At 62.3% G+C, this 19,272-nt stretch carries 18 protein-coding genes and 1 pseudogene; 10 read left to right on the top strand and 9 right to left on the bottom strand.

What is annotated here, in order from left to right:
- Positions 1-3: 3 nt before the first annotated feature.
- Entirely contained in the window at positions 4-600 is a 597-nt protein-coding gene (locus NKI47_RS02710; protein WP_352569092.1) for a cation efflux transmembrane domain-containing protein, read from the top strand.
- Between the two features lie 282 nt (positions 601-882).
- Here NKI47_RS02710 and NKI47_RS02705 read toward each other — a convergent pair whose 3' ends face one another.
- A complete protein-coding gene (locus tag NKI47_RS02705; protein ID WP_352455408.1) occupies positions 883-1,305 on the bottom strand; it encodes a hypothetical protein in 423 nt (140 codons plus the stop codon).
- A 191-nt stretch (positions 1,306-1,496) separates the two neighbouring features.
- Between NKI47_RS02705 and NKI47_RS02700 the strand changes: the two genes are divergently transcribed.
- The 9 genes from NKI47_RS02700 to NKI47_RS02660 all read left to right on the top strand — a co-directional run bounded on the left by NKI47_RS02700 (position 1,497) and on the right by NKI47_RS02660 (position 11,280).
- A complete protein-coding gene (locus tag NKI47_RS02700) occupies positions 1,497-2,309 on the top strand; it encodes a class I SAM-dependent methyltransferase (RefSeq protein ID WP_352587228.1) in 813 nt (270 codons plus the stop codon).
- 569 nt (positions 2,310-2,878) lie between these two features.
- Entirely contained in the window at positions 2,879-4,411 is a 1,533-nt protein-coding gene (locus NKI47_RS02695) for a tlde1 domain-containing protein (protein WP_352587225.1), read from the top strand.
- A gap of 376 nt (positions 4,412-4,787) precedes the next feature.
- A complete protein-coding gene (locus NKI47_RS02690; protein ID WP_352587222.1) occupies positions 4,788-5,573 on the top strand; it encodes a ThuA domain-containing protein in 786 nt (261 codons plus the stop codon).
- 55 nt (positions 5,574-5,628) lie between these two features.
- Positions 5,629-6,717, top strand: coding sequence for a Gfo/Idh/MocA family protein (locus NKI47_RS02685; RefSeq protein WP_352576507.1), 1,089 nt, complete (start codon positions 5,629-5,631; stop codon positions 6,715-6,717).
- A 16-nt stretch (positions 6,718-6,733) separates the two neighbouring features.
- Positions 6,734-7,114, top strand: a complete 381-nt coding sequence (locus NKI47_RS02680) for a GFA family protein (RefSeq protein ID WP_352587219.1) — start codon at positions 6,734-6,736, stop codon at positions 7,112-7,114.
- A gap of 353 nt (positions 7,115-7,467) precedes the next feature.
- The gene (locus NKI47_RS02675; RefSeq protein WP_031211934.1) at positions 7,468-7,995 is read left to right on the top strand and encodes a c-type cytochrome; all 528 of its coding nucleotides are present in this window, start codon (positions 7,468-7,470) and stop codon (positions 7,993-7,995) included.
- Between the two features lie 510 nt (positions 7,996-8,505).
- Positions 8,506-10,017 carry a LuxR C-terminal-related transcriptional regulator gene (locus NKI47_RS02670; protein ID WP_352587216.1) on the top strand — a complete coding sequence of 504 codons (1,512 nt, stop codon included), beginning with the start codon at positions 8,506-8,508 and terminating at the stop codon, positions 10,015-10,017.
- A 109-nt stretch (positions 10,018-10,126) separates the two neighbouring features.
- Entirely contained in the window at positions 10,127-10,813 is a 687-nt protein-coding gene (locus NKI47_RS02665) for a hypothetical protein (protein WP_352569100.1), read from the top strand.
- 14 nt (positions 10,814-10,827) lie between these two features.
- Positions 10,828-11,280 carry a nuclear transport factor 2 family protein gene (locus NKI47_RS02660; protein ID WP_352587213.1) on the top strand — a complete coding sequence of 151 codons (453 nt, stop codon included), beginning with the start codon at positions 10,828-10,830 and terminating at the stop codon, positions 11,278-11,280.
- A 637-nt stretch (positions 11,281-11,917) separates the two neighbouring features.
- On the opposite strand, the gene NKI47_RS02655 is transcribed toward NKI47_RS02660, so the two are convergent.
- From NKI47_RS02655 to NKI47_RS02620, 8 genes and pseudogenes are all read right to left on the bottom strand, one after another.
- Positions 11,918-12,646, bottom strand: a complete 729-nt coding sequence (locus tag NKI47_RS02655; protein ID WP_352744094.1) for an amino acid ABC transporter ATP-binding protein — start codon at positions 12,644-12,646, stop codon at positions 11,918-11,920.
- 29 nt (positions 12,647-12,675) lie between these two features.
- Positions 12,676-13,350, bottom strand: coding sequence for an amino acid ABC transporter permease (locus tag NKI47_RS02650; protein ID WP_352587207.1), 675 nt, complete (start codon positions 13,348-13,350; stop codon positions 12,676-12,678).
- The gene (locus NKI47_RS02645) at positions 13,347-14,018 is read right to left on the bottom strand and encodes an amino acid ABC transporter permease (protein ID WP_023677251.1); all 672 of its coding nucleotides are present in this window, start codon (positions 14,016-14,018) and stop codon (positions 13,347-13,349) included. Before NKI47_RS02645 ends, NKI47_RS02650 begins: the two co-directional genes overlap by 4 nt.
- A 184-nt stretch (positions 14,019-14,202) precedes the next feature.
- Positions 14,203-14,991: an ABC transporter substrate-binding protein gene (locus tag NKI47_RS02640; protein WP_352587204.1), complete on the bottom strand. Its 789-nt coding sequence runs from the start codon at positions 14,989-14,991 to the stop codon at positions 14,203-14,205.
- Positions 14,992-15,102: 111 nt separating this feature from the next.
- Positions 15,103-16,265: pseudogene (locus tag NKI47_RS02635) on the bottom strand (saccharopine dehydrogenase family protein).
- Positions 16,262-16,765, bottom strand: coding sequence for an Lrp/AsnC family transcriptional regulator (locus NKI47_RS02630; RefSeq protein WP_023677254.1), 504 nt, complete (start codon positions 16,763-16,765; stop codon positions 16,262-16,264). Before NKI47_RS02630 ends, NKI47_RS02635 begins: the two are co-directional and overlap by 4 nt.
- Positions 16,766-17,149: 384 nt before the next feature.
- Complete coding sequence (locus NKI47_RS02625) at positions 17,150-18,196, bottom strand: acyltransferase family protein (protein ID WP_352587201.1); 1,047 nt, start codon at positions 18,194-18,196, stop codon at positions 17,150-17,152.
- Between the two features lie 268 nt (positions 18,197-18,464).
- Entirely contained in the window at positions 18,465-19,190 is a 726-nt protein-coding gene (locus NKI47_RS02620; RefSeq protein ID WP_023677257.1) for a 3-keto-5-aminohexanoate cleavage protein, read from the bottom strand.
- Between the last annotated feature and the right edge of the window lie 82 nt (positions 19,191-19,272).

Raw genomic sequence — 19,272 nt, 5'->3', positions numbered from 1 at the left:
ACCATGCAGCAAGCCATCACGTCGGACGGCCTTCGCCGGGTGGTGCTTGTCGTCGCACTGCTGAACCTGGGTTATTTCGGCATTGAATTCGCCGTCGCGCTGGCGATCGGCTCGGTGTCGCTGTTCGCCGACAGCGTCGATTTTCTGGAAGATGCCTCGGTCAATCTCCTCATACTGCTCGCCATGGGATGGTCGCTGCGTGCCCGCTCGCGGGTCGGCATGGCGCTGGCGCTTATCCTGCTGGTGCCGGGCCTGGCGACGCTGTGGACCGCGTGGGAAAAGTTCAACATGCCGGTGCCGCCGCAGCCAACGGCTCTGACGCTGGCGGGGTTGGGCGCTCTCGCGGTCAATCTGTCATGCGCCTACATGTTGGCGCGCTACCGCCATCACAGCGGCAGTCTTACCAGGGCGGCATTCCTCTCGGCCCGCAACGATGCGGTCGCCAATGTTGCGATCATACTGGCCGGATTGGTGACGGCCTTCCTGTGGCGCTCGGCGTGGCCGGATCTGATCGTCGGCCTGGGAATCGCGGCACTGAATGCAGACGCGGCGCGCGAGGTCTGGGGGGCAGCTCGGGAAGAGCACCGGGCCATTTCGTGAACTCCAAAACGCTCAGCGCGCTGCCGATTGCCACTCCGCCAATGCAGCAGTCAGCCGGAAACCTGCGCGATCTCTAATATAATCGCACCCTTTCAAAGCGGGCGGAGGGAGAACCGCTCATAAGTAAAAATCGGGAGGAAAACCATGAACAGCATGAGCCTCACCACACTTGGACGAAGTCGACCGGTCGAAGCGGTGAAACGATGAACCGCTCAAGGCCACGCACGTCATCAAAAGGCCCGCGTCTCCGAAGAGGACGCGGGCCGATTTCGTCGGTATGCGCTAGGCAGGTATCAAGACGGCGATGCGGTGGATGCCGACCACCTTGCTGGTGTTGGCTGCCGCGTCGGTCTTGCCCTTGGAGCAGGTATATACGTCACCTTCCTTGAGCTTGAACTCCTTGTCGGCTTTCTTGATCGTGAATTCACCGGCGGCAATGGTGCACACCATGTCGTTGTCCATTACCATTGCAGGGGCGGCTGCTCCCGGTTGAAAGACCACATCGACAATTGAGATGCTCTTGTAGGCGGGGATGTCGGAATTGCCGGTGCCGACCTCGACCACTCTGACGCCGGGGGCTATCTCCTTGCCTTCCTTCGGGCCGTATTTCTTGACCTTTGCAGCAGCCGCCAGCGTGAACAAAGGCGTTACCGCTGCCGCCGTCACGCCGAGCGCAATTGCAGACCTGCGATTTATGGTTTTCATCGCATCCTCCCATTTTATGTTTGGCCACGCACCAATGCGCATGACCACAATATATTAACACATATGCAGATAATTGCAGTACGGCGTTTCGGAGCTTCCGGGAGCGAACCGCCTCCCGGTCGAATGCGACCGAACAGCAAACAATTCCATGCTATGCTGGCGAGCCATCAAACGGACGGCGGGGGATAGCAATGTTGGAAACGGACAAGGTATTCGCCGGCTCAATTCCGGAAAACTACGACCGCTATATGGTGCCGTTGATTTTCGAGCCGTTCGCCGCAGATCTTGCACGACGGGCAGCGTCCTTGTCGCCAAGCGCCGTTCTGGAAACCGCCGCGGGCACCGGGGTTGTCACCCGCGCATTGGCGCCAAAACTGTCCGCCGATGCAAGCTATGTCGTAACCGACCTCAACCAGCCGATGCTCGACTACGCCGCTTCGCGGCAAGCTCCCGACGATCGCATCAAATGGCGTCAGGCTGATGCTCTGGCGCTACCGTTCGAAAATGCGGCCTTCGATCTCGTTTGTTGTCAGTTCGGTGCGATGTTCTTTCCCAACCGCTCATTTGCCTATCGTGAAGCCCGGCGAGTCCTGAAGCCCAGAGGACATTTTCTATTCAGCGTATGGGATCGCATCGAAGAGAATGTATTTGCGGACGATGTGACGAATGCCCTGGCGAGGATTTTTCCGAACGATCCGCCGCGCTTTCTGGCACGCACGCCGCATGGCTACCACGATACGGCACTGATCCGTAGCGAGCTGGAGGACGCAGGTTTTTCCGGTGTGGTGATCGAGACGAGAGCCGAACAAAGCCGTGCCTCCTCGCCGCGCGTTCCGGCCGTTGCTTATTGCCAGGGCACTCTCCTTCGCAATGAAATCGAGACCAGAGAGGCGGGAAAACTGGACGCTGCAACCGACTACGCCGCAGCCGCGATTGCAGACAGGCATGGCAGCGGCGAGGTTGCTGCCAAAATCCAGGCTCACATAGTGGTGGCTGTGGCCTAAGTGTTGGATATCCCGCTCCGGCACTTGGCGACATTCAGCTGCTGTGCGGCAAACATCTTGCCGCTATCCCGAATTCTCAGACGTTAACGTTCATTCGCCCGAGTGGCAGGTCGACAAGTGCCAGGTCGATAATCGCCGGTTTGACCGATCGCCGGGGCTTGATGGCGGCGGCTGCCGGCCGCGCGATTCTCGTCGGCCCGGCTTCACTTTCGCAGCCATGGCCGACTCCGCCCAGCAAGGTCTAGTCATTTCGCTTTCTTGACTCGGCCGACAAAAACGGGCAGCAAAGTCATCATTGGAGGGCAGTTTTGCCAACTATGCAGGTTTTGGAGGGTGTTTTTCGGTGTGACCGTCGCCCAATCGGCGGTCGGTAGAGGGATTGGTTAACCAACTTTGTCCATCTTTTGAATCAATCGGCAACAGACGCAAAGCGTGCTGGGGGCACCAGGCGAACTGTGAATGTCACGGCTGCGAAATCCGCTAGCCGGCATCGGCCGATTGAGAGTGGTTGAATGGCGTTTGTAAGTGCGAAAACCCGGGGTGACAGTCCTGCAACTGGATTGACTTCGATGAGGCCCGGCCTGCGCTGGGTCGCGGTTCCGGCCGTCGGCGCAGCCATTGCTTTATGGTCGGTGGCGACCTTGGCCGGCCTTTATTCAGTGGGAACCTCGCTCAGCGCCGCTTCCAACGGTCTCCCGCAAAGCCTGCTCGCGCCGCGCACCATCGCGCTCGCCGATCCTCGCCGCAGCCTTGCAAAGGCGCAGGCCCCGACATGGGCCGCAGCAAACGCGGCGCTGTCGGCCAAGCTGCTGCAGCACGGATGCGATGCCAACTGCCTGCGGTCGGCGTCGAACTTCGTCCACCAGGGAAAATCCCGCCTCAAGCGCAACACCGTGCCGCTTGTCGCTGATGCGTCGCGGCAATCGAGCTTCGACGACGTGGTCGCCAAGGCCGCGCTGTCGCCGCAAAAGCTTGCCGCCGCCTTTGCCCGTGCCTCAGCCGGCTCACCCGTCACGCTCGCCAGCCTGCCGGCCGACGCGCGGTTCGCCGAGCCGGTACGCATACCCGACCCGAACGGCCCGGCACCGGTGCGCTTCGGGCCGGAGGTGGCGGAGATCGAACGCTCGTCGCGCCTTGCGCTGGCGCTGGCGAATACATTGCCGGAGCAGATGATCGATGTGCTCCCGGCAGCCATCGCGGCAAGCGAGCCCGCAGCCTCACGAGAGCCGCAAGAACCTGAGGTCGAGGTAGCCTCGCTGCCGCCGCAAGACGACATGCCCGACAGCATTCCGCTGCCGACGCTGCGTCCGCGGGCGGACATCGATAAGCCGGCCGAGGCGCCGCGGGCTCAAGCGTCAAGAGATCAGGCGCCAAAAGACCAGGCGCCAAAGGCCCAGGCGCAAAAGGATCAAGCATCGAAAACGGAGCCGCCCAAGGCGCAGGCCTCCAGGACCGCCAAGGCGAGCAAGGTGCAGACGGCCGAAGCGCCGCCGGTCGAGACGCAACCCGGCAGCCTGTCGCCTCGCAATTCGTCACAAGCGGCAGTGCCGGCCGTATCGGGCAAGCCGGGCAAACGGTCGAAGACGCAGGGCGGCGACATGCTGGCCTATGCCAAGCCCGACATGCCTTCCGGCGGACTCGGCGGAGCCTTCAGGAACCTGTTCACCACGCCCAACATGGGTACTGGCGTCGCCGTCTACGACATCTCGGCCAAGACCGTCTACATGCCCGACGGCTCGCGGCTGGAGGCACATTCGGGACTGGGCGCGATGGTCGACCAGCCACGCTACGTTCACAAAAAGAATGTCGGCCCGACGCCGCCGGATACCTACAATCTGACGATGCGGGAATCGCGCTTCCACGGCGTCGAGGCACTGCGTCTCACCCCTGCCAGCGGCAGCAACAAATATGGCCGCGACGGCCTGCTCGCCCACACCTACATGCTGCGCGGCGGGCGCGCCGAATCCAATGGCTGCGTCGTCTTCAAGGACTATGCCCGCTTCCTCGCCGCCTACAAGAAAGGCAAGATCAAGCGCCTTGTCGTGGTGCCGCGCCTGTCGAAGCCGCTGACACGCGTCGCCCAAGAGGGCCGCGGCGCGTAGATTGCTCGCGGGCGGCGGAGAATGAAAGCCGCTCTGTAGCGTTCCTTCGCGCCCCCCTCTGTCCTGCCGGACATCTCCCCCACGAGGGGGGAGATCGGACTTCGCGTTTGTCTGCTGCCATCCTGCAACGTTGGCGATTGGCGAAATCGCCGATGACAGCCATCTCCCCACAAGTGGGGGAGATGTCCGGCAGGACAGAGGGGCCGCTGTCCAGGGCGCTGTCCCGCCGGCATCGCTGGTTTTGCCGCGTGGACTTTCCCGCCCGCTTTCCAACAGATTGTCAGCAGCCGGCCGCGAAACGGTTTTCATTCCCGGCCGAGGATATTATGACTGACCCGTAGGGGCGGCTCCAGCTTCAAACAATCACGAGGACATCATGACAATACGCGCTGTCGTCTGGGGCGAGAATATTCATGAGCGGACCAACGAGGTGGTCGCGGGCATCTATCCCGAGGGCATGCATGCGACGATCGCCAATGCACTGAAGCTCGACCCGGAGATATCAGTGTCGTGGGCAACGCTGGAGCAGCCGGAGCATGGGCTGCCGGCCGACCGTCTGGCCGAGACCGACGTCTTGCTGTGGTGGGGACACAAGGACCATGGCGCCGTCGCCGACGAAGTGGTCGAGCGCGTGGCGCGCCGCGTCTGGGAAGGCATGGGGCTGATCGTTCTCCATTCCGGGCATTTCTCGAAGATCTTCAAGAAGCTGATGGGCACGCCCTGCACGCTGAAATGGCGCGAGGCCGGCGAGCGCGAACGGCTTTGGGTGACCAGCGCCAACCACCCGATCGCTGCCGGGATCGGCGAGTATTTCGAGCTCGAGAACGAGGAGATGTATGGCGAGCAGTTCGCTGTGCCGGAGCCGCTCGAGACCGTGTTCATCTCTTGGTTCCAGGGCGGCGAAGTGTTCCGGTCGGGGCTGACCTATCGCCGCGGCGCCGGCAACATCTTCTATTTCAGGCCGGGCCACGAGACCTATCCGACCTATCACGACCCCAATGTCCAGAAGGTGCTGCGCAATGCGGTGAGATGGGCGCACAACCCGCAAGGCGCCAATCCGGCCATCCTCGATGCGCCGAACGTGCCGGTGGAAAAGGCGCTCGAGCCGATCGTCGAGCGCGGCGGAAAACTTCATTCCGCCGGCGAAGCCGGCTTCCGCTAGACGACAAATCCATGATCGAACAAGAAGATAAAGCCCTGTCCTAAGGATAAGAATCATGCGTCTGTTGATACTCGGCACCGGCTGGATGGCGGAGGAGCACGCCAGGCAGTTCGGCAAGATCGAGGGCGTCGAACTGATCGGCGCCGTCGATCTCGACCGCACGCGTGTCGACAAGTTTTCGGACATCTACGGTATCCCCAACCGCTTCGCGTCGCTGGACGAGGCGCTGGCATGGGGCAAGTTCGACGCGGTGGCGAACGTGACGCCCGATCGCATCCACCATCCGACCACCATGATGCTGATCGCGGCGGGCAAGCCGGTGCTGTGCGAGAAACCGCTGGCCGAAAATTACCAGAAAGCCAGTGAGATGGCCGATGCCGCCGAGCGGGCCGGCATCATCAACATGGTCAACCTGACCTATCGCAATGTCGCGCCGCTGCAGAGAGCGCGCGCTATGGTGCTGGCAGGCGAGATCGGCACCGTCAGGCATGTCGAGGCGTCCTATCTGCAGAGCTGGCTGATATCCAAGTTCTGGGGCGACTGGCGCACCGATCCGAAATGGCTGTGGCGGCTGTCGCGCGGCCACGGCTCCAATGGCGTGCTGGGCGACGTCGGCATCCACATTCTCGATTTCGCCAGCTATGGCGCGGCGCTCGACATCGACCATGTGTTCTGCCGCCTGAGATCCTTCGACAAGGCGCCCGGCAACCGGATCGGCGAATACGAGCTCGACGCCAACGACAGCTTCACCATGGCGCTTGATTTCAGCAATGGCGCCTTCGGCGTCGTCCATGCCAGCCGCTGGGCAACCGGCCATTTGAACGAACTCCGCCTGCGCATCTACGGCGACAAGGGCGGCATCGAAGTCGTGCACAATCTGACCGGCTCGGAGCTGAAAGCCTGCATCGGCGAGGATGTCGAGAACGCCAAATGGCAAGTTCTGGACGCCGGAACGGTGCCGACCAACTACCAGCGCTTCGTCGATGCGGTCCGCAGCGGCGTCCAGGCTGAACCGTCGTTCCGCCACGCGGCCGAATTGCAGAAGGTCCTAGACCTCGCAGTCGTCTCGGATGAGAAGCGGGCCGAATTGAGCACCGATACGCAGCGATATCGTTCAGGGAATCGTGAGAGGAGCCAGCCATGATCACGCGGCGCGCCGAATGTTCCTGCGCTCAGCTGTCAGCCACCTGCTCGGGCGAGCCGGTACGCGTCTCGTCTGCCATTGCCTGGCCTGCAAGCGACGCACCGGCAGCGCGTTCAGCTTCAACGCGTGGTTTGAGGAAGGTGACGTTTTTGTCCAGGGCCGCTCGGCGGAGTTCACGCGCATTGGCGACGAGGGCGGCCGCGTCATCTACAGCTTCTGCCCGGATTGCGGCACCACCGTCCATTACCGGATCGACACGCAGCCCGGTCTGACCGTCATCCCGGTGGGCGCTTTCGCGGACCCTGCGTTCCCGCCGCCCTTCCTGTCCTTCTATCACGAGAGCCGGCGCTGCCAGTGGGTCGAGGTCCGAACCGAACCTTTGGCGACGTTCGGCTGAAGCCGCCGGCCACAGCCGGCTGACGTTTTAGGTCAAAACCCAATCATTCTGAACGACCGAGTTCGACCCGGTCCGACCGTACAAGGCATTTCAGGCGACGAAGTCGATCCATCACCGTGCGTGGCTCGATCGCGCCAAAACAAGGCATTGTGCGTCGGCTGAGCACGCTCCATCACACTTGCGCTCAACGGGGCACGACAAGTGCCGACGGTCCAATTGATCGCTGATAGTTACTACGTGCTGGCCATGCTAGAATTCAGCGTCCCCGACGCGGTTAAAATCGGGGAATTGCGACCGGTTGACGGCGCGGGAGGTCGACGGACAAACCACGAACAGACCACAGGGAGGAAGCAATGTTTCGGACACCAGTTCATCTTGCATTCTTGACAGCGTCGATTGTTGCCCTGCCATCTTACGCGGCCATGGCCGATGACACACAGATCGCGCGCGGCGAATATCTGGTTACGATTGCCGGCTGCAGCGACTGTCACACATCCGGTTACTTCTTCGGGAAGCCCGACATGTCGCACTTCCTTGGCGGTTCAGATGTGGGCTTCGAGATTCCTGGCCTTGGTGTCTTTGTCGGCCGTAATATCACGCCTGACAAGGAGACCGGTATCGGAAGCTGGACCCCGGAGCAGATCGTCACCGCGATCCAGACCGGCGAACGGCCGGACGGCCGCATCCTGGCGCCGATCATGCCTTGGCGCGATTTTGCGCATCTCACCGCGGATGACGCCATGGCGATCGCGGCATTCCTCCAAAGTGTGAAGCCGGTCAGCCACCAGGTTCCCGGCCCGTTCAAACCCGGGGAAGCGGTGTCGACCTTCATGATGCGGATTATGCCGCCGGGGGAAACCGCAGCCGCTGCAACGAAGTAGGGCGGCTTTGATCGGAACGAGATTTTTCGCCGAATTTTTCGCCGAATAATGGGTGAATGTCCGCCTTGGAGGTGGTGAGGCCGATATCGGAACGGCAGAAATGGGTCGATCGAGCCGTTGCGCGAGGGGAGCTTTGAGAAGCGCCATGAATGTCGCGATATTGGCGCTACCTACTCGTTCCCGTCGACGAGACGAATGGCAGCATTCCACCCTTCCCGGTCCTCGGCGGCGGACGCGATGAACGGCTCGATTGAGCCCGAAACGAACTTCTGTCACATCGGTAATCTGCCGCCACCTCCTCAGCAAAATATGTGCTATTCTGAGGCTATGCCCGCGCCCTCCGACCGATCACCCGACAAGTCGCCGGAAGACGGTGCAGTTGCATCGGATCCGTATGCGGAGCTAGCCAATCGCGGCGATTGGTCCAGACTTCACCGCGAACTGTCAGACAGAGACCGCTGCAGTGAACTTGGCGGCGCCGAGCTCCAGCGCCTCGGGGAAACCGCCTACATGCTTGGGCGCGAGGAGGAATTCGTTCGGGACTACGAAAGGGCCTTCGAAGAGCATCTCCGGAACGGACGCGAACGATCCGCAGCGCGTTGCGGCTTCTGGATCGGGCTCACCCTGATGTTTCGCGGTGAATTCGCCCAAGGCAGCGGATGGCTGACGCGCGCCAACCGGCTGGTCGAGGATCATACGCAGGAATGTGCAGAACACGGTTACCTTCAGCTCCCAATGGTCGAACAAAGCCTCGCCGCCGACAGTCCGGACGAAGCATTCGCGCACGCAACACGTGCCGCGGAGATCGGACAGCGCTGCGAAGATCCGGACCTCTTGGCTATCGCGCGCCACCTTCAGGGGCGGATATTGATCCTGCGCGGCGACTATGTGCGCGGCTTCGAACTGCTGGACGAGGTGATGGTTTCGGTCACCTCGGGCCGGCTCTCACCAATCGTCACCGGGCTGGTCTACTGCAGCGTGATCGAGATCTGTCAGAAATTTCATGCCACGGGCCGGGCGAGGGAATGGACATCGGCGCTGGTCGGATGGTGCGCGGGACAGCCCGACATCGTTGCCTTCACCGGCAGATGCCTGATCCACCGGGCCGAAATCCTGATCCTCGACGGCCACTGGGACGAGGCCGGCCGCGAGGCCGGTGTCGCCAGCATCCGCCTTCAGCAGGGGCCCTCGAAGCACCACGCCGGTCCGGCATTCTACCAGAAGGGCGAGGTATTTCGCCTCCGCGGCCAATGGGACGAGGCCGATGCCGCCTATCGCGCAGCGAGCAGGCTCGGGTTCGATCCGCAGCCGGGGCTGGCGCTTATGCGATTTCAGCAGGGGCACGAGCAGCCGGCCCTTTCGGCGATCCGCCGCGCACTGCAGTCCGTCGACGACATGCCGGGCAAACTCCGCCTCTTGCCGGCTGCGGTGGAAATCACTCTCGCTGTCGGTTCGGCCGATGACGCTTGGGAGCTGTGCGAAACACTGCACGACTGCGCGCGCCAATATTCCGCGGATGCAGTCCGCGCCGCAGCCGCTGAGGCTACCGCGCGGGTGCTGATCCATGCTGGTCGAGCCGCGGAGGCATTGGCCCATATCCGGCGCGCGGTAGCGATCCTCTGGGAGCTTCGGGCGCCCTATCATCTTGCCCGGATGCGGGTGCTGACAGCGCGGGCCTGTCTCGCAACCGGCGATACTGAAGCGGCGCGGACCGAACTGGACGAAGCGATAAGACTTTTCCGCGAGCTCGGCGCGCGCCCCGACGAAGCCGTTGCCGGCAAGCTGCGGGTCACTATGACGGCGACAGGCAGCGAAGTTCTCACCCCCAGACAGACGCAGGTTCTGCGCCTGATCGCGTCAGGCCTGACCAACCCGGAAGTTGCCGGCGAGCTCGGTCTGAGCCAGCGGACGGTAGACCGTCACGTTAGCGATATCCTGACGCGGCTGAACGTGCGCACGCGCGCGGCAGCCACGGCCTATGCGGTCGAGCACGCCCTGATCGGCATGGACGTGTTTGGGTAATCCTACCCAAGCCAAAATTTCTCGTTGCGTGGGTACTTACGCCGAAGCGGGCAACCGTGGCGCGGGTCTAAACCTCATGGCGTGGTAAAGGCCGCAGGAGGTTTTCCCGATGCAAACGAATAATAACAACATGAGCGGGCCGGGCGGTGTCTGGCTCGCCACCGGAACGCTGCTGCTGGCGGCTGCGCTCGTCTTTCACGGGCCACCGGACGCGGATTTGTCTGTTCAGATGCAGAATATCGCCGAGGGCCATGGGCGATGGGCTACGGTCCATTGGACGGCGGCAGCGGCGCTGTTCCTGATCGCCGGCGCTTCGTTCCTGAACCTGGCGCTCAACCCCCGGGTCCGGCATTCGCCGATGCTGAGTTCTGCCTGGATGGTGATGGCTCTCGGCGCCCTGACCACGTTCTCCACCGCAGTCGCCGAGGCATCGGTGGTCGCGGTCGCGGCGGACCGGGGTGACACCAGCGCCTTCATGACCTGGTGGGCGTTTTCCGGCGGCATGGGTAACGGATTCTGGGCGCTCGCCCTGGCGACAGCGCTTGTCGCGTATCACGACGCCCGCGATGACGTCGGGATACTGCCCCGATGGGCCGCGATCGTCGGCTCGGCGTTCGGTATCCTTTCGGCAACCGGGTGGACACTCGGTGAGCAGCTCGGGATCGGCATCGGAGGTCCGATCTGGCTGATTTCCTCGCTTCTCATGTGCCTGTGGCTCGCGTGGTACGGGCTGTCCTCAAGGAGCCTCCGGTCGGGCAAGCCACAGCGCAAAGCGCCTGATCCAGCATCATCGTAAGACAGGAGGAAAAAATGTCCCTTCAAACGAAGGAAATCGAAGCGACGATCCACGACGTCCACGAATTCTTCACCGACTGGGTGACGGGCCGATGCCGTGGCGACGATGCGACGTTCAAGAAGAACGCGCTCGACCGGATCAGCGAAGATCTGGTCGCCATCATGCCAGGCGGCAGGGCGTTCGGGAAAAAAGACTTCGCAGGTTACATGAAGAGCATCTACGGATCGAATCCGGCCTTCCGTATCAAGATACGCGACATCCGGATCAGCCATCAAAGCGCCGACCTGGCGGTCGTGAACTACCACGAATGGCAACGCGACGCGAAGGACTCCGATCAACCGAACAATGGCCGGGTCACGACGATGGTGGTCCGCGATCGCGGCTACAGCCGGGGGCCCGAGATCTTGCAAGTTCATGAAACTTGGCTCCCAGCCGATGTCGTTCAGTCCGCGGATTTCGCGTTCTGAGAAGCGTCGGTCCGAAACGGGCAGAGAAAGGAATTGCGCTGGCGGGACCATCGGCTCTGCCGGCGCCATCGAGCCGGAACTGTGCTTCTTTCAGCCCGTCGGCTGGGTCGAGATCAGCGCCGACCCTCTGGCGACGTTTGGCTGAAGACGCCGGCCACGGCCGGCTGACGTTTTAGGTCAAAACCCAATCATTCTGAACGACCGAGTTGAACCCTCTGCAGACCTCTCGGCATGCTGTGTAAACCACGTCCGTTAGTTGATATTGAGGGCCAGGGACTCGGCCGCTATATTGAAAGCGTGATGCGCTTTCTCTAATTCGCAAGTTGCTTCTTCCGCCTGCCTGCTCGCTATTAACAATATTCTTGTCCGATTTTTTCGTTTGGGAGGCCGGCATGTCAGGATTGTAATCAATCAATTAGAGCGCCTAAAGACGGCGAAAGGGGAAGAGCTTTTGACTGCGGATCGGTTAGAGGATGGAAAGATTGCTAACGTAGCTCCACCGCCTATCCCGAGTGACAAGCGCATTAAGATTGAGCGTGGCGACAGAGCTGTGACCAAGGTCACGGTGCGCGAGTCCTAAGGTCGATTTCCACTCATCTCGGTCGCAGCCGGCAGTCAGCTAATTGAGTTGTTAGCCCTAATGCCGCAGGATCTTGCTCAGGAAGGCGCGGCTGCGGTCGGTCTTCGGGTTGGAGAAGAACTCGTCCGGGGTGCCGCTCTCGACAATGGCGCCGGCGTCCATGAACACAACGCGCTGGGCGACCTTGCGGGCAAAGCCCATTTCGTGCGTCACCACCATCATGGTCATGCCTTCCTCGGCCACCGCGACCATGACGTCGAGCACTTCGGAGATCATCTCGGGATCGAGGGCCGAGGTCGGCTCGTCGAACAGCATGATCTTGGGGCGCATGCCGAGGCAGCGGGCGATCGCCACGCGCTGCTGCTGGCCACCAGACAGCTGCGCCGGATAGGCGTTCACCTTGTCGGCGAGGCCGACCTTGGCGAGCAATTCGCGCCCGGCCTTCTCGGCTTCAGCGCGCGGGATCTTGCGGACATGGATCGGCGCCAGGGTGACGTTCTCGAGCGCCGTCTTGTGCGGGTAGAGGTTGAACGACTGGAAGACGAAGCCGATCTCGGTGCGCAGCCGCGTCATGTTGGTGGCGGGGTCGCCGAGGCGCTGGCCGTCGACCGTCAGGTCGCCGTCGCGGATCGTCTCCAGCCCATTGATGCAGCGGATCAAGGTGCTCTTGCCCGAGCCGCTCGGGCCGCAGACGACGACCACTTCGCGAGGCTCGACGCTCAGCGTGATATCCCTGAGCACGTTGAGCTGGCCGAACCATTTGTTGACGCCGCGAAATTCGATCATGCCGGTGCCATTTTTGCTGGGGTTCGACATCACAATTGCACCTCGCCATGCGCCGCGCCGATACGTTGCTCCAGCCGGCGGGCCAGCATGATCAGGGGGTAGCAGACGATGAAGTAACCGAGCCCGACGAGGAAGAAGACCAGCAGCCCATTGGGTACACGCTGCACCACCAGCCAGCCGACGCGGGTGAGGTCGGTGAGGCCGATGGCCGAGACGACCGAGGAATCCTTGATCAGCAGCACATATTGCCCGACCAGCGGCGGCAGCACGATGCGCATCGCCTGCGGCAGCACCACCTGGCGCATGCGCTGCCAGCGCGACAGGCCGGACGCAAGTGCTGCCTCGACCTGGCCGGTCGGCACCGAGCGGATGCCGGCGACGACGATCTCGCAGATGAAGCAGGCGGCCAGGTTGGTCAGCGCGATGATGCCGGCGGTGAAGGCGTCGAGCTCGATGCCGAGTTCCGGCAGGATGAAGAAGATCAGGAAGATCTGCACCAGGAACGGCGTGCCGCGGATCAGGTCGACCCAGGCACCGATCGCGCCGCTGATCAGCCGGTTGCCGCCGGTGCGCAGGATGCCGAGGCCGAAGCCGAGCAGCGTGCCCAGCACCAGGCTGATCAGCGACAGCACCACGGTCATGCCGAGGCCGCGCAGCGCCAGGGGATAGCTGCCGGCGACGCTTTGCAGCTGCTGCCAGATCATGTCCGTGCCCCCGCCAGGCCGAGCCAGCGCCCGGAGAGCGCCGCCAGTCCCTTCAGCCCGTAATAGAGCAGGAGGTAGAAGGCGGCGATGGTGATGAAACCTTCCGCCGGCATGAAGCGGTCGGAGGCGAGCAATTGTCCGGCGCGCGTCAGTTCGGCGACCGAGATCAGCGACAACAGCGCGGAATCCTTGACCAGCACGATCGCCTGTCCGAGCAGCGGCGGGATCGTCACCTTGAACGCCTGCGGCAGGATGACGAGGCGCATGCGCTGGACATAGGTCATGCCCGAGGCGACGCCGGCCTCGACCTGGCCGCGCGGGATCGACAGGATGCCGGCGCGGATGATCTCGGCGACATAGGCGCCGCTGTTCAGCGACAAAGCGAGGATGCCGACGACGAACTCGGGCAGGATGAGGCCGAGCCGCGGCAGGCCGAAATAGAGGAAATAAAGCTGCGCCAGCAGCGGCGTGGCGCGCACCGCGTCGATATAGGCCTTGGCCGGGACGCGGAACAGCCGGCCGCGCTGCAAATTCATTGCGGCGAGCACGATGCCGACGGCGAGCGCGCCGGCAAAGGAGAGGACAGACAGCCACACGGTCGTGACGAGGCCCTGCCCGAACAGGGGCAGATATTCGACGATGGTGCGGAAGCTGAAGTTTTCGAGCATGGTGGGGCGGTGAATGTGAATAGTGAATAGTGAATAGTGAGTAGTGAGTATGGCGTAAGCGAGTAGCGAGTAGCGCTTTACTACTCCCTACTCCCTACTCCCTACTCCCTACTCCCTACTCCCTACTCCCTACTCCCTACTCCCTACTTACTATTCACTATTCACCATTCACCATTCACTCTACTCAGTGATCCTTCTTCCAGGCGTCGGAATTCACCCAGTAATCGAGGTTCTTCTGCAGGCGGCCGTCGAGGCTGACCTGGTCGAGGAACAGGTTCATCCAGACCAGCAGGTCCTGCTCGTCATAGCGTGTGGCGAAGGCCAGCGGCTCCTTCGACAGCATGTCCGGCATGATGATGAAGCTGCCGGCCGGGTAAGCGGTCGACTGGCCCTTGACCGCCGAGACGTCGTTGACGCCGCAATCGGCCTGGCCGTTGTTGACGGCGTCGAGCAGCAGCGGGCCGCCGCCCTTGTAGCTCTTGATGTCGGCATCGGGGAAGGCGGCCTTGGCTTCCTTCTCGCCGGTGGCGCCGAGCAGCACCGCGATCTTGGTACCCTTGGCCTTGCAGTCCTCGGTGGACTTGAAGGCGGTCCCGGCCTTGGTGAAGACGGTGCTGCCCGTGTACATGTAAGGCTTGGTGAAGGCGACCTTCATGCCACGCGCCAGTGTCGGCGTCATATCGGCGACCAGAAGATCGGCCTTGCCCGACAGCAGCGCCGGGATCAGGCCGTCCCAGTCGAAGTCGAGGAAGGTGATCTTGACGCCCATCTCCTTGGCCATCAGTTCGGCGAGTTCGACCGAACTGCCGGTGCGTTCGCCTGCGGCGCCGACCAGCGAGAAGGGCGGTCCTTGCGTCTGCACGGCGACACGCAACTCACCGCGCTTGGTAATCTCGTCGAGCGTTCCCGCACTGGCGGCAGCGGTAAGGCCGGCGAGCGCAAGTCCGGCGATGAAAAGCTTGGCAATGTTCATTTGGGCATTCCTCCTTGTTGTCGTTTGTTGTTCCACTTGTCGTTTCACCCCCTTGGGGTGCCTTTTGAGCGGCGGCGCCGTTGCCGGCGGCAACCACCGTTCGAAAATCCTTCAGTCCCAGCTCACCATTTCGGCAACCTTGATGCCGCGCCTGGCCAGCTCATCGAGGAAGCGGCCATCGGGCACATGCAGCAGCGGGTTGAGCAGGCCGGGCGCGGCAATCTCGCGCCGTGCCAGCATCTGCGCCACGATGCTGGCGGGATAGCCGACGCCGAGGCTCATGCCGAACAGGCCGGAGGCGAGGTCGCGCTCGATGACCAGCTCTGAGGTCACCGTCTTGCGGCGGCCGCCTTCGCTGCCGACAAAGACGTTGCGCATGACGCAAAGGTCCTTTTCGTCCGCGCCATATTGCAGTTGCGGGCCAAGCAGCCGGCCGAGGAATTCGCGTGGGCTAACGCCGGTGCCGGGCACCTTGTCCTCGGACAGGAAGCCGAGCTGCTTCAGCGGCGCCCAGAACGCCGACCAGCCGGGCCAGCGCAGCGAATAGCGGCCGGAGCGCTGCAGCTCCTTGGCGGCGGCGAGCATGCCGGCGTAATGCGGCGCGTCGCCATTGGGGAAGGCTTCCAGCCTGCCTAGCCCCGCCACCTCGATCTCGTGGATGAAGCGATTGTCGTGCTGGCGGGCGGCCGGCACATCGACCCGTTTGCCGTCCTCGACCAGCACGCTGTCGCGGTTCTGGCTGACCAGAACCATGTCGAAATTCCAGCTCACCTTGTAGCGCAGCGGCTCGACCACCGCCTTCGGCTCGGGAATGCCGCCGCAGTAGGAATCGATCGCGGTGATGGTGTCGAACTGGCCTGCGGCGCGCGCGTAGAGCACAAGGTCGATGCCGGGGTCGAGCCCGCATTCGGTGACGATCGAAACGCCGGCCTTTTCGGCCTCGGCGCGAGGTCGGCGATGGCCTTGCCGTAATTGGTGGTGACCAGCGGCGTGCGCGTCGCGATCGCCGCCTGCACCGCCTCGCGCATCAGCGGTTGCGGCAACAGGTCGATGACCGCGTCGACGTCCTTCATCACATAGGCCAATGCTGGGCCGATCGCGCCCTCCGGCACGACGAAACGCACCCGGGCAAGGTCGGTCAGGCCGCCAAGCCGCGCAGCGCCGTCGGTTGCGGTGTCGAGGCAGACCACTTGCTCGACGCCGTCGCTGGCAACGAGATCGGCGATCGCCGCTCGGCCTTGCAGGCCGAGGCCGCCGAGAACCGCGATCTTCATGCCATTTCCTTTCGCGTCTCGTCCGACCAGCAGCCTTCCGGCAGGCTGACCCATTTGTTGCAGGACGCCATGACGACGAAGGTTTCGCTGCGCACGACCTCGCCCGGCTCACCGGCGCCGGGGATCAGCTCGCTGGTGACGCGGTAGAGATCGGCGACATCACCGGCCACGGTCACGTCGACGATGATGTCGAAGCGTCCGGTGACGACGGCGGCCGAGTTCACGAAAGGCAGTTCGGAGATGCGCTGCGCCAGTTCCCGGGCGCGGCCGCGTCCCTGCGCATTGATGCCGACGATCGCCGAGATCAGCTCGGGGCGTTCGGTCAGGTTGAGCAGCCCGACGATCTTGAGCAGGTTGCGGTCGAGCAGGTTGCGCAGCCGCATGCGCACCGTCGGCACCGAGATCGCCATCTTCTCGGCGAGGCGGTTGACGCCAAGCTGCGCATCTTGCGACAGCAGCTTGACCAGTCGCCGGTCGGTCTGATCCAGATGTTCCCGCAAACGCTCAGGCTTTCATAAAAGGAAAGAAACTATCGTATTTTCTTTCTGATATGAAAATACCTTATGAGAGATTTTTAATAACGGCAAGAGCCATGTCATCCGCCGTGCCGCTGTGCCTATCGGCAGTTTCGTCGATGTCGCCACATTTTGTTCTTGCTTTGTGCCGGCAGCTATGCTACTAATTTGGATATGGTGCTGATTCACACCGACGACCCGCCCGCCGAGGCGGTTTTTTTGTGTTCAGGACACCTTTGGAGGTTCAGCGCCGCCGGTTTGAGGCTGGCGGGACAGCGCCGTTCGGGACGCGCTGTGTTCGAGGGTGCGCAAGAGGTGCAACGCACCTCCATAGCACGCCGACCAAGTTGGTGGGGGCGCAGCAGCAACTCATTGCGCCTTCACCTGATGGGCGGAACGGCTCATCCGCGATATGGCCAAAAGCGGCTTTTCAATAAAACTGTAGCTGGCCAGGCAGACGGCAATGCAGGCGGTGACAATAACCACGCCTGCAAGCCATGGTGACAGATTGGCGCTTGCAACGACAGGAGCGGTCGCAAGCAGCACGATAGGGTGCGTTAGATAGAGAGAGTAGGAAGCATCGCCCAATATTGCCAGCACGCGAGGAGCAAAAAGCCGGAAGTAGCTTTCCAGGCTGATGCAAGCCGCGACAAGGATCAACGCCGGGATTCCCTGAGCAAGGGTTCGCGGCAAGTTGAAGCCAAGTACCATCACCAGCACGGACATGATGGCGAACACGATTGCCGAGGCACCCAGGAAAACAGGCAAACGCGTCAGCCCGCGGACCAGGTGGCCGAGAGCCATGCCGGCAAGGAACTCAAACAGGATTGGCGTGGTGTAGAAAAACAGCACAGTGTCGGCGGCGGGTTTGAAGATGATGCGTGCAGCAACGGCGATTGCAAAGACAACGCCGACCGCGGCCATTTGCGTCAACCTGCCAAAACCCATAGTCGCCGCGAACAGAATGTAAAACAGGATTTCCAGATTGAGCGTCCAACCCACGCCAAGCACCGGTTGGACATAGCCTGTGACCGTATCGAGATAGGGTATGAAAAGCAGGCTATTGGTGGTCTGCTCAAGAGACACTGCACGACCGGCAAACAACCAAAGTGCGGCGACCATGAGGAAGGTCATAACCCAATAGAACGGAACGACGCGCGTGAACCGCTGCATCAAAAAAGCACGGTGGTCACGACGTCTGTTCTCCGTCGAGAGAACCATGACAAAACCGCTGATGACGAAAAACAGGTCAACGCCACTGTTTAGAATGGGAATACGCAGATCGAGCATGCCCAGTGCGGCCGGAAGATGATAGACAACAACCATGAGAGCTGCCAGCCCGCGCAAGACCTGTATCGATGTATACTGTTGAACCCGACGCGGCGCAGCGTGATCATTCTCTGGAATGATGTTCATTAAAAAATGGTCCCCGAAGCAGGAGAACATTAACATACGGGATCGTTGATGTGCTGATTAATCGCCGGTTTAATTAATACATAAAGTTTTATATAAGATTTACTGACATTATCGTGCGGCCGCACTCTAGATCCGCCTGACTTCGGCCGGGGCTTTTCGGGTTTGGTCCGGAGCGTCAACGGGCAGGCCCCTCGTGCTGCCCTCCTTGCCAAAACTTGGCATCTCCCCTGTGAAGAGGAGAATGGCCGTCATCAACGCTTTCCTCGCGTTACCGGCTGGTCTCGAAGATCGCGACGGCTGCCGCTGTCAGCGCGGCGTTACCGGACGCCACCGTTCCATCAGGAAGCTCCTTGCCGTCTTCCAGTCCGACGCGCGTCGACCAGTTGCGCTCCGCCGCCCGGTGCACGAAAGGCCAGACCGTGGCGTCGGCGCCGTGCAGTAGGATCGCCCGGCGCATCCCGGCGCCGTCGAGCACCGCGGCGATGCCGTCGCAGACCTCCAGCGCCGCGTCCGGCTCCTGCTCGGAGATTTCGATCAGGATGCGCAGCACCTGGCTGCTGTGGTCGAGGCGGACCAGGCGCTGGGCATCGGCGACCGAGGCGAGGCCGGCCTCGATGCCTATACCGCGCCGTCGCAGGCTTTCCATGACGGCGGGCGCTGCATTCTCGCTGAGATTGACCGAGGCATAGTCGGGCAGCTCGCTCCAGGCGGCGATCGCGGCCAGCGTCCGCTGGTCGTCGTTCTCGATCCAGGCACCCGTCGACACGCCAATCAGCGTCCCCGGGCAGGCGCGGCGGAGCGCCAGCACCGTCCGGTCCATCGCCGCCGGAGCCAGGCTTTCGCGACCGTCCAGCCCGCGGGCATGAACATGCAGTTCGGCGGCGCCGGCGGCGATGCAGGCCGCGCCGTCACGCGCCATGGCCTCCGCCGTCAGCGGCAGTTGCGGATGATAATCGGCGCTGCGCGCGCCATTGATGCAGGTCTGGACGATCATGGGGGTGGCGGCCCGTTGAAGTGGAACAAGTTTAGCGCACAACAACGAAATGGGAAATTGGATGGTGTCCCATCCCGCGAGG

The organism is Mesorhizobium sp. M0633 (assembly GCF_040320645.1).
Lineage (GTDB): Bacteria > Pseudomonadota > Alphaproteobacteria > Rhizobiales > Rhizobiaceae > Mesorhizobium.
This window is presented reverse-complemented; position numbering and strand designations above follow the sequence as displayed.

Bases quoted from the DNA above. Each gene is read 5' to 3' on its own strand.
- NKI47_RS02710 (WP_352569092.1), top strand. From the start codon at position 4: ATGCAGCAAGCCATCACGTCGGACGGCCTTCGCCGGGTGGTGCTTGTC.
- NKI47_RS02705 (WP_352455408.1), bottom strand. From the start codon at position 1,305: ATGAAAACCATAAATCGCAGGTCTGCAATTGCGCTCGGCGTGACGGCG.
- NKI47_RS02700 (WP_352587228.1), top strand. From the start codon at position 1,497: ATGTTGGAAACGGACAAGGTATTCGCCGGCTCAATTCCGGAAAACTAC.
- NKI47_RS02695 (WP_352587225.1), top strand. From the start codon at position 2,879: ATGAGGCCCGGCCTGCGCTGGGTCGCGGTTCCGGCCGTCGGCGCAGCC.
- NKI47_RS02690 (WP_352587222.1), top strand. From the start codon at position 4,788: ATGACAATACGCGCTGTCGTCTGGGGCGAGAATATTCATGAGCGGACC.
- NKI47_RS02685 (WP_352576507.1), top strand. From the start codon at position 5,629: ATGCGTCTGTTGATACTCGGCACCGGCTGGATGGCGGAGGAGCACGCC.
- NKI47_RS02680 (WP_352587219.1), top strand. From the start codon at position 6,734: ATGTTCCTGCGCTCAGCTGTCAGCCACCTGCTCGGGCGAGCCGGTACG.
- NKI47_RS02675 (WP_031211934.1), top strand. From the start codon at position 7,468: ATGTTTCGGACACCAGTTCATCTTGCATTCTTGACAGCGTCGATTGTT.
- NKI47_RS02670 (WP_352587216.1), top strand. From the start codon at position 8,506: ATGCTTGGGCGCGAGGAGGAATTCGTTCGGGACTACGAAAGGGCCTTC.
- NKI47_RS02665 (WP_352569100.1), top strand. From the start codon at position 10,127: ATGCAAACGAATAATAACAACATGAGCGGGCCGGGCGGTGTCTGGCTC.
- NKI47_RS02660 (WP_352587213.1), top strand. From the start codon at position 10,828: ATGTCCCTTCAAACGAAGGAAATCGAAGCGACGATCCACGACGTCCAC.
- NKI47_RS02655 (WP_352744094.1), bottom strand. From the start codon at position 12,646: ATGATCGAATTTCGCGGCGTCAACAAATGGTTCGGCCAGCTCAACGTG.
- NKI47_RS02650 (WP_352587207.1), bottom strand. From the start codon at position 13,350: ATGATCTGGCAGCAGCTGCAAAGCGTCGCCGGCAGCTATCCCCTGGCG.
- NKI47_RS02645 (WP_023677251.1), bottom strand. From the start codon at position 14,018: ATGCTCGAAAACTTCAGCTTCCGCACCATCGTCGAATATCTGCCCCTG.
- NKI47_RS02640 (WP_352587204.1), bottom strand. From the start codon at position 14,991: ATGAACATTGCCAAGCTTTTCATCGCCGGACTTGCGCTCGCCGGCCTT.
- NKI47_RS02625 (WP_352587201.1), bottom strand. From the start codon at position 18,196: ATGAACATCATTCCAGAGAATGATCACGCTGCGCCGCGTCGGGTTCAA.
- NKI47_RS02620 (WP_023677257.1), bottom strand. From the start codon at position 19,190: ATGATCGTCCAGACCTGCATCAATGGCGCGCGCAGCGCCGATTATCAT.